The organism is Sphingomonas sp., assembly GCF_036402235.1.
Lineage (GTDB): Bacteria > Pseudomonadota > Alphaproteobacteria > Sphingomonadales > Sphingomonadaceae > Sphingomonas.
The window spans coordinates 22,619-31,521 of the sequence record NZ_DASWTG010000038.1; the positions used below are offsets into that span (position 1 = coordinate 22,619).

Genomic DNA, 8,903 nt, shown 5'->3' on the forward strand with positions numbered 1-8,903 from the left:
GCGCCTAGATGCGGATTGCGGTGGCTTGACTCAATAGGTCACTTGCGCGGATCACAGATTTCCGGTGAGTGCCGCAACTACGCCTGCGGTGACCAGGATGAGTCCTGCGATCTCGCCGCGCGACACCCGCTCGCCAAGGTAGAAATGGCCGAACGCCATGGTGAAGGCGACCTCGATCTGACCGACGACGCGGACAAGGGCGACGGGGGCAGTGGCGAAGCCGGTGAACCAGCAGGCCGAACCGAGCGCGGAGAGCAGCCCGACCTGACCTGACACGCGCCAGGTGCGGAACACGGCGGCGACCTGATCGCGCTCGCGCAGGACGAGCAGCCCGCCCTGCATCACCGTTTGCAGCGCGACGGTGGCCGCGAGCACGATCAGCGCCGCGCGGACGGGGTCCTGCGTCCCCACCTGAACCGTGGCGCTGCGGATCGCGATCGCGGTGAGCGCGAAGAAGAAGCCCGAGGCGATGCCGTAGCGCGCGCCCGGCTGACCGAGCGCGCGGATCAGCTCGCCGGGGCTCATCCGCTTGTTGTCAGCGGAGAGGATCATCACTCCGGCGACGCCGAGCGCAATGCCGACCCAGCTCAGCAGGTTAAGCCGCTCACCGAGCAGCGCGATCGAGAGCAGCGCGCCCTGCACCGCCTCGGTCTTTGAATAGGCGGTGCCGACCACGAAGTTGCGATGGTCGAACGCCATCAGCAGCAGGTTCGTCGCGACGATCTGCGCGAAGCCCCCGGCGAGGCAGTAGATCAGGAACCAGTTGCCTAGTGCGGGGAAGGCGGCAGGGAAGAACAGCCATTGATAGGCCGCCATCATCGCCAGCGCGAAGGGCAGGCCGTAGAGATAGCGCACCAGCCCGGCGGCATTGATCGACAGGTCCTTGCTCACCCGCCGCTGCACCGCGGTGCGCCAAGGCTGGAACACAGCGGCGATCAGCGTGGCGGGAAGCCAGATGGGGGAGGTGATCATGCTCCTTCGAGCAGCTTTTCCTTCGCGATCTTCTCTTTCCAGACGAGCGGGGCGAGCTGGTGGACGTTGTTGCCTTCGGCATCCACCGCGACGGTGACCGGGAAGTCCTGCACCTCGAACTCGTAGATCGCTTCCATGCCGAGGTCCTCGAAGCCGACAACCTTGCTGCCCCGAATCGCGCGCGCGACGAGATAGGCGGCGCCGCCCACGGCCATCAGATAGGCGCTCTTGGCGTCCCTGATCGCCGCGGTCGCCGCCGGGCCGCGCTCTGCCTTGCCGACGCAGGCGAGCAGGCCCTGGTCGAGCATCATGCGCATGAACTTGTCCATGCGCGTCGCGGTGGTCGGGCCGGCGGGGCCGACCACTTCCTCGCCCACCGGATCGACCGGGCCGACATAATAGATGACGCGGCCCTTGAACTCGACGGGGAGTTCCTCGCCCCTGGCCAACATGTCGGCGATGCGCTTGTGCGCGGCGTCGCGGCCGGTGAGCATCTTGCCGTTGAGCAGCAGGCGGTCGCCCTGCTTCCACGACTGCACGACTTCGGGGGTGAGCGAGTCGAGGTCCACGCGGATCGCGGCCTTGTCGGGCGTCCAGTCGACGTCGGGCCATTCGTCGAGCTTGGGCGCCTCGAGATGGGCAGGGCCGGAGCCGTCGAGGGTGAAGTGCGCGTGGCGGGTGGCGGCGCAGTTGGGGATCATCGCCACCGGCTTGCCCGCGGCGTGGCACGGCGCGTCCATGATCTTGACGTCGAGAATGGTGGCGAGACCTCCCAGCCCCTGCGCGCCGATGCCGAGCGCGTTGACCTTGTCGAAGATCTCGATGCGCAGCGCCTCGATATCGTTTTGCGGGCCGCGCTGTTTCAGCGTCGCCATGTCGATCTGCTCCATCAGCGCCTTCTTGGCGAGCAGCACGCAATGCTCGGCGGTGCCGCCGATGCCGATGCCGAGCATGCCCGGCGGGCACCAGCCGGCGCCCATCTGGGGCAGCATCTCGATCACCCAGTCGACGATCGAGTCGCTGGGGTTCATCATCTTGAACTTGGACTTGTTCTCCGACCCGCCGCCCTTGGCCGCAACGTCGATGTGCACATGATCGCCCGCGACCATCTCGACATGAAGCACGCACGGCGTGTTGTCGCGGGTGTTGCGGCGGGTGAAGGCGGGGTCGGCGAGGACCGAGGCGCGCAGCTTGTTCTCGGGGTTCAGGTACGCGCGGCGCACGCCCTCGTCGACGACTTCCTGGAGCGAGCGGCTGGTGTCGTCGAGGCGGCAGTCCATGCCCCATTTCACGAACAAGTTGACGATGCCGGTGTCCTGGCAGATCGGGCGATGCCCCTCGGCGCACATGCGGCTGTTGGTCAGGATCTGCGCGATCGCATCCTTCGCGGCGGGCGACTGCTCAGCCTTGTACGCCTCGCCCAGCGCGCGGATGTAATCCATCGGGTGATAGTAGCTGATGAACTGAAGCGCGTCGGCGACGCTGTCGATCAGATCGGCGGCCTTGATCGTGACGGTCATTGCATGTCCCTGGCATGGTCAATTTGTCCACCCCCTTAGCGGATGACAGGCAGCGCGCCAGCCGCTAACCGCGCAACCGTGTTCCGGCGCTTCATCCTTGATCATCCCAAGCTCGCCGCCGCGCTGATCGCGCTGGCGCTGGCGATGAAGCTGGCGGTGCCGGCGGGGTTCATGCCGGTGGCGGGGCCGGGGCAGATGATGGTGCTGGTCTGCACTGAGTTCGGCCCGCAGCGCGTCGCGATCGACGTGCCCGGCATGCCGGCCAAGCCTGACGACGCCATCAAGATGAGCGAGCCCTGCGCCTTTGCCGGGCTGGGGCTGGGGTGGCTGCCGGGTACGGACCCGATGCTGCTGGCCGGGGCGCTGCGCTACATCTTCGCGCTGGGCTTTGTCGCGGTCTCCACGCCGCTGCTGGCCCGGGCGCCGTATCTGAGGCCGCCATTGCGCGGGCCGCCGCTGACCGCCTGATCCCTTCGCCCATTTGACGAAACGCGCGTGCGGGGGATTCCGCGCGCCGATCAGGATTATTCGACATGAAGACCCGTTCTGCGGCAGCTTTGCTCGCCGCCACTTGCCTTGCCGCACCCGCATGGGCTGCGGAGGACCCGCAGGCGCGCGAGCCCGAGATCATCGTGACCGGCAAGGCCAACCCCGAAGACCCGCCCGTCGTCGCCGAGGCCCGCGAGCGCTTGTCGCGCACGCCGGGCGCGGTCGCCGTGGTCGCCGCCGAGACGTTCGAGGACCGGCTGGCGATCGGCATGCCCGATGTGCTGCGCGACGTGCCGGGCGTGCTCTCCAACAAGCGCTATGGCGAGGAATCGCGGCTGTCGATCCGCGGCTCCGGCATCGGGCAGGGCTTCCACCAGCGCGGCGTGCTGATCGCGGAGAACGGCGTGTCCTTCGCCGATGCCGACGGCTTTTCGGACTTCCAGAAGGTCGACGTGCTCACCGCGCGGCTGATCGAGGTGTACAAGGGCGGCAATGCGCTGCGCTTCGGCGGGGCGCAGCTGGGCGGGGCAGTGAACCTCGTCACCGTCAACGGCTGGACGACGCCCTCGACCCTGCTGCTGCGCGCGGAGGGCGGAAGCTATGACAGCTGGCGCGGACAGGCGGCCGCGGGCGGGGTGATCGGCGACTTCGACGTTTATGGCTCGATCAACGGCTACAAGGCCGACGGCTATCGCGTGAACTCGGCGAGCGAGCAGCTGCGCGGCACGATCAACCTTGGCTATCGACTAGGCGAGGATAGCGAGGTCCGGCTGATCGCCATTGCTGCTACGATCGACCAGGGCGTGCCCGGCACGCTGACGCTCGCGCAGGCGCGCGCCAATCCGCGCCAGGCGAGCGCGGCGGCGCTGGCGGGCCGGTGGGCGCGCGATCAGGACGTGCGGCGCGTGACGCTGCAGACCCGGCTGCGACTGTCCGGGGGGCTGGTGTTCGAGGGCGGGGTCTATGCCACCGGCACCGACCTGCGCCACCCGATCCCCATCGTGATCGAGCAGGACATCCATACCGAGGGGGCGTTCGGCCGCTTCGACCTGTCGGGTGAGATCGGCGGGCACAAGGCCGACCTGTTCTTCGGCGCGAGCTTCCGCACCGGTGCGGTCGATCAGCAGACCTACGCCAACAATGCCGGCCAGAACGGCATGAAGATGGGCGACGCGCTGCAGAAGGCGACCGGGCTGGACCTGTTCGCCGAGGGGCGCTTCTTCGTCACGCCCGAGCTGGCGCTGGTCGCGGGTGCCAGCTGGGGCCATGCCAGCCGCGACTATCTCAACCGGCTGGCGAACCGCGGCGACGAGACCGATTTCGAGTGGCTCGCGCCGCGCTTCGGCGTGCTGTGGGAGCGCGACGGGACTCAGGTCTATTTCAACGTCACCAAATCGGTCGAGCCGCCTGCGTTCGGGGCGCTGGTGCAGTCGGGCTATTCCGGCTTCAGCTTCGTGCCGGTCGATGCGCAGCGCGCCTGGACGGTCGAGATCGGGACGCGCGGGCGCAGCGGGGCATTCTCGTGGGACGTGGCCGCCTATCGCGCGGCGGTGCGGGGCGAGATGCTCAACTTCACCGTCTCGCCGGATATTCCCGCCGCGACGTTCAACGCGGATCGCACGCGGCATCAGGGGATCGAGGCGAGCCTCGACTGGCGGATCGTCGATACCGGCGGCACGCTGCTGCGGCTGCGGCAGACCTGGGCATGGTCCGATTTCACCTTCGCGAATGACATGACCTATGGCGACAACCGGCTGCCCGTGGTGCCCGAGCACCAGCTGCGGACCTCCTTGCGCTACGCGCATCCGGCCGGTGCGTGGATCGAGCCGATGCTCGACTGGCGGCCCAAGGACGTGTGGGTCGACTATCGCAACAGCTTCAGGGCGCCGGGCTATGCGCTGGTTCACCTGTCGGCCGGGATCGATCTGCCCGGCGGGGTGACGTTGTTCGCCGATGCGCGCAACCTGACCGACAAGATGCATCTGCCCGAGTTCGGAGCCGTGGTGAATGCCAACGGTGCGGATCAGGCAGTGTTCTATCCTGGTGAGGGACGCTCGTTGTTCGGGGGCGTGCGCGTGCGCTTCTGAGCTCAACCGTTCGTGCTGAGCCTGTCGAAGCACCGTCTCGCGAAGAAGGCACTTCGACAAGCTCGGTGCGAACGGATTAGTTGCAACCCCCGTCCCTGACTCCGCTGACGCTGCCGGTGCCGAGGATGATCTTGGCGCGGCGCGAGAAGGTCAGCGCTTGCCACCGGCCCGAATTGCCGGTGGCGGTGCGGCTGCGCAGGAAGGTGAGGTGGAGCAGCTCGAACTGCTCGTCGTCGATCCGGCCGGTGTCGATCAGGCAGGTCCATTGCTGGACGTTCCACGCATAGTCGCGCGACACGCCGTCCTGGTCGATCGCTTCGCTGAGGCCCTTGTACCAGGCGAGCATCGCCTTCAATCGCGCCGGACGCTCGGCGGCGGGTAGGGCGGCGAGCTTGCGGCGCAGGCGTGCGGCGTCCTCGTCATTGGGTAACGTCTTCTGCTGGACGCGGGTGTCGATCGCCCAGCGGACTTTCCGGGGCGTGACCGGGCCGGTTGGCCAGAGGCGGAACAGCTCGGCGCGGACTTCGAGGAGGAGCGCGACATAGGCGTCGGTCTGCACCTGGAGCATCGCGTCATGCTCGAAGATGCGGGTCAGTTCCGCGAGGGCTACGGGGTTCAGCTTGCCGTCGGGGCCGTGCGCGGCGAGGATCGCGGCGCGGCATTTGTCGCGGATCGGGGTGTCGAGACAGCCCTTCGAGAAGAACAGCTTGCCGTAGGTCGGGGCGAGCGCCTTGAGTTCGCGCTTGAAACGGCGACGCGAGCGGAAGCTGTCGCGCCACGCCTTGAGCACCGGCTGGAGGCTGCCGGTGCCGTAATTCCATTGCGACATGCCGACCGAGACCAGCTGGCTGTCGAAATTGCCGACCGGCATCGCCCAGCAGCCCATCGTCTCGGGGATCGAGGTCTCGCGCATCCGGGCGAAGATCCCGGCGCGGTCGAGGCCGATCTGGGCAAGTTGGGCGGTCGCCTCCGGATCGATGGTGAGGTGCGGGAGGTCGCCGACTTCGCGGCAGGGCGGGCGGTCCTGCGCGGCGGCGGGGAGGGTGAGGAGCAGCGCCGCGAGGACGATCCAGTATTTCACCTCATCCCCCTATCGTCACCCCGGCCTCGAGCCGGGGCTGGGCTGGCCTGCTCGACCGAATTCAGAAGAAGCCCTGGCCCGGGTCAAGCCCGGGCTGACGAAGGGTGGCGTGAAATCCTCCCCCGCCAGGGGGAGGTGGCGCCGGAGGCGACGGAGGGGGAGGACACGAGCCGCTAAGGGTCTGGCATCCTCCCCCTCCGTCAGCTTCGCTGACACCTCCCCCTGGCGGGGGAGGATTGTTTCGTCAGAGCACGTAGCGGCTGAGGTCCGTGTTGCGCGCGATGCTGGCGAGCTGGCCGTCGACATAGGCGGCGTCGATCGTCAGCGAGGCGCCGCCCCGGTCCTCGGCGTCGAAGCTCACTTCCTCCAGCAGTTTTTCCATCACTGTCTGGAGGCGGCGGGCGCCGATATTCTCGACTTCGGCATTCACTTCGGCGGCGATGCGGGCGATGGCGCGGATGCCATCGTCGGTGAAGCTGATGTCGACGCCCTCGGTGCCGATCAGCGCCTTGTACTGCTCGGGCAGCGAGGCCTTGGTGTCGGAGAGGATCGACACGAAATCGTCTTCGGTCAGGCCCTTGAGTTCGACGCGGATCGGCAGGCGGCCCTGCAGCTCGGGCAGCAGGTCGCTCGGCTTGGCGACGTGGAACGCGCCCGAGGCGATGAACAGGATATGGTCGGTCTTCATCGGTCCGTATTTGGTCGAGACGGTGGTGCCTTCGATCAACGGCAGCAGGTCGCGCTGCACGCCCTCGCGGCTCACCGATCCGCCGCGCACGTCGCTGACCGCGATCTTGTCGATCTCGTCGAGGAAGACGATGCCGTTGGCTTCGGCGTCGGCAAGTGCGGTGCGGGCGACATCGTCCTGGTCGAGGCGCTTGTCGGCTTCCTCCTCGACCAGCTTGGCCCAGGCGGCATGGACGTTCATCTTGCGGCGCTTCAATTGCGGGCCGCCGAAGCCCTTCATCATCTCGGAGAGGTTGATCATCTGCGGGCCGGCGCCGGGGATCTCGAAGGGCATGCCTTGCGCGGCTTCGACCTCGATCTCGATCTCGGTATTGTCGAGATGGCCCTGGTTGAGGCGCTCGCGGAATGCTTCGCGCGTCGCCTGGCTGCTGTCCTTGCCAGTGAGGGCGTCGAGCAGCCGGGTCATCGCTGCGGCCTCGGCCTTGTCCTTGACTGCGGTGCGGCGGCGCTCCTTCTCGAGCCGGATCGCTTCCTCGACCAGGTCGCGGGCGATCTGCTCGACGTCGCGGCCGACATAGCCGACTTCGGTGAACTTCGTCGCCTCGACCTTGACGAACGGCGCGTCGGCCAGCTTGGCGAGACGGCGGCTGATCTCGGTCTTGCCGCAGCCGGTCGGCCCGATCATCAGGATGTTCTTGGGCGTCACTTCCTCGCGCAGCTCGGGCTTCAGCCGCTGCCGCCGCCAGCGGTTGCGCAGCGCGACCGCGACCGCCTTCTTCGCGTCGGTCTGGCCAATGATATGCTCGTCGAGCGCTGCGACGATTGCCTTGGGGGTCAGGTTGTCATTCATGGCGCGCTAGATTGGGCGCGCCAGCCCCAAATCAAGCGGCGCAGCGCAGGCCGGCGAACAGCCGCCGGTGCGAGCGGAGGATGCGGGCGATGTCATCGGGCTGCGGAGTCGCGTCCCATTCGCCGCGCTCGAACGTCCCGCCGAGCAGGATGCCGTCGCCGCGAGGGAACATGTAGCCGGCGTCGCCGGAGAAGGCGTAGCGCACTTCATGCTGCGGCCGGAGCACGGCCAGTTGCCCGCGCACCGGAGTCAGCACCTCGTCGCCCACCAGGGCCTTGGCGCCGATGCCGGTGCAGTTGAATATGAGCTGCTCCGAGAGGGTCGCGACCTCGGCCAGATTTCCGAACCTGCGCATGCGGATCGTCCCACCCGCGCCGAGCACCTCGCTCATCAGCTGGGCCATGAACCGCGGCGTTTCGACGTACATGGTGTCGAACGCGACCATCCGCTCGACCGGGAAGGGATGTTCATTGGGCCCCAACAGCTTGCCGTTCGGATAATAGGGATTCATCCAGTCGTTCGGGTAAACTGTGTCGCGCGTTTCCTCATAGGTACGTTGCCAGCGGATGCCGTACCGCTCGCCGACCAAGGTCTGGAACCGCTGCCAACTGTAGGCCATCGCCGCCTGGAACTGCGCCATCCAGGCCGGAGTCACCTCGCTCTCGCGATAATGGCCGAAGGGTGAGATCTGACCTCCCGCGACCGCCGACGTCGTGTCGGGCGGCAGGGCCGCGGTGTAGATGCTGACCGGGAAGCCGGCCTCCTGCACCAGCCGGGCGGTAGTCAGGCCCATCACGCCGCTGCCGATCACCGCGACCGGGCCGGAATGGCCTTGCAGCCCAAGGTCGACCGCCAGCCGCGAGCTGCCCCAGCTCAAGGTGATCCCCGCGCCACCGTGACCGTACTTGTGGATCAGCCGCTTGTCGCCGAGCGGCTCGGCGCGGACGACGAAGCCCGACGCACGATATGGCCTGAGGCCGGCGACGGTGCGGATCACCCGCGCTTCGTCGACCAGCACCGGCGGCAGCGGGCTGCACCCGGTGCCGCGCGGCACCGTGACGCAGCCCGACAGAGCAAGCGCGGCCGAGCCGCCGACGAATGCGCGCCGATCGAACATGGCCGCAGCCTAGCCGCGGCGATGGTCAGCCTTCAATCGTCTCGACAGTTAGCTGGTCGTTGGTGAACACGCAGACCTCGGCGGCGATCGCCATGGCGCG

General features: G+C 67.7%; 7 protein-coding genes. 2 read left to right on the plus strand and 5 right to left on the minus strand.

The annotated features are described in order from the left end of the window. Nucleotides 1-51: 51 nt before the first annotated feature. Nucleotides 52-972, minus strand: a complete 921-nt coding sequence (locus VGD28_RS07555) for a DMT family transporter (protein ID WP_331027722.1) — start codon at nt 970-972, stop codon at nt 52-54. Further along, nucleotides 969-2,492, minus strand: a complete 1,524-nt coding sequence (locus VGD28_RS07560; RefSeq protein WP_331027723.1) for a fumarate hydratase — start codon at nt 2,490-2,492, stop codon at nt 969-971. The genes VGD28_RS07555 and VGD28_RS07560 overlap by 4 nt, the downstream gene beginning before the upstream one ends. Before the next feature lie 78 nt (nt 2,493-2,570). On the opposite strand from VGD28_RS07560, the gene VGD28_RS07565 reads away from it, so the two are divergent. Continuing rightward, complete coding sequence (locus tag VGD28_RS07565; protein ID WP_331027724.1) at nt 2,571-2,960, plus strand: hypothetical protein; 390 nt, start codon at nt 2,571-2,573, stop codon at nt 2,958-2,960. A 65-nt stretch (nt 2,961-3,025) separates the two neighbouring features. After that, a complete protein-coding gene (locus VGD28_RS07570; RefSeq protein ID WP_331027725.1) occupies nt 3,026-5,068 on the plus strand; it encodes a TonB-dependent receptor family protein in 2,043 nt (680 codons plus the stop codon). 76 nt (nt 5,069-5,144) lie between these two features. Here the strand turns inward: VGD28_RS07570 and VGD28_RS07575 are convergent, their stop codons facing one another. The 3 genes from VGD28_RS07575 to VGD28_RS07585 all read right to left on the minus strand — a co-directional run bounded on the left by VGD28_RS07575 (nt 5,145) and on the right by VGD28_RS07585 (nt 8,803). Then, nucleotides 5,145-6,149, minus strand: a complete 1,005-nt coding sequence (locus tag VGD28_RS07575) for a hypothetical protein (RefSeq protein ID WP_331027726.1) — start codon at nt 6,147-6,149, stop codon at nt 5,145-5,147. A gap of 244 nt (nt 6,150-6,393) precedes the next feature. Next, complete coding sequence (gene hslU / locus VGD28_RS07580; protein WP_331027727.1) at nt 6,394-7,686, minus strand: ATP-dependent protease ATPase subunit HslU; 1,293 nt, start codon at nt 7,684-7,686, stop codon at nt 6,394-6,396. 31 nt (nt 7,687-7,717) lie between these two features. Further along, a complete protein-coding gene (locus tag VGD28_RS07585; RefSeq protein WP_331027728.1) occupies nt 7,718-8,803 on the minus strand; it encodes an FAD-dependent oxidoreductase in 1,086 nt (361 codons plus the stop codon). Between the last annotated feature and the right edge of the window lie 100 nt (nt 8,804-8,903).

Bases quoted from the DNA above. Each gene is read 5' to 3' on its own strand.
- VGD28_RS07570 (WP_331027725.1), top strand. From the start codon at position 3,026: ATGAAGACCCGTTCTGCGGCAGCTTTGCTCGCCGCCACTTGCCTTGCC.
- VGD28_RS07555 (WP_331027722.1), bottom strand. From the start codon at position 972: ATGATCACCTCCCCCATCTGGCTTCCCGCCACGCTGATCGCCGCTGTG.
- VGD28_RS07585 (WP_331027728.1), bottom strand. From the start codon at position 8,803: ATGTTCGATCGGCGCGCATTCGTCGGCGGCTCGGCCGCGCTTGCTCTG.
- hslU (WP_331027727.1), bottom strand. From the start codon at position 7,686: ATGAATGACAACCTGACCCCCAAGGCAATCGTCGCAGCGCTCGACGAG.
- VGD28_RS07560 (WP_331027723.1), bottom strand. From the start codon at position 2,492: ATGACCGTCACGATCAAGGCCGCCGATCTGATCGACAGCGTCGCCGAC.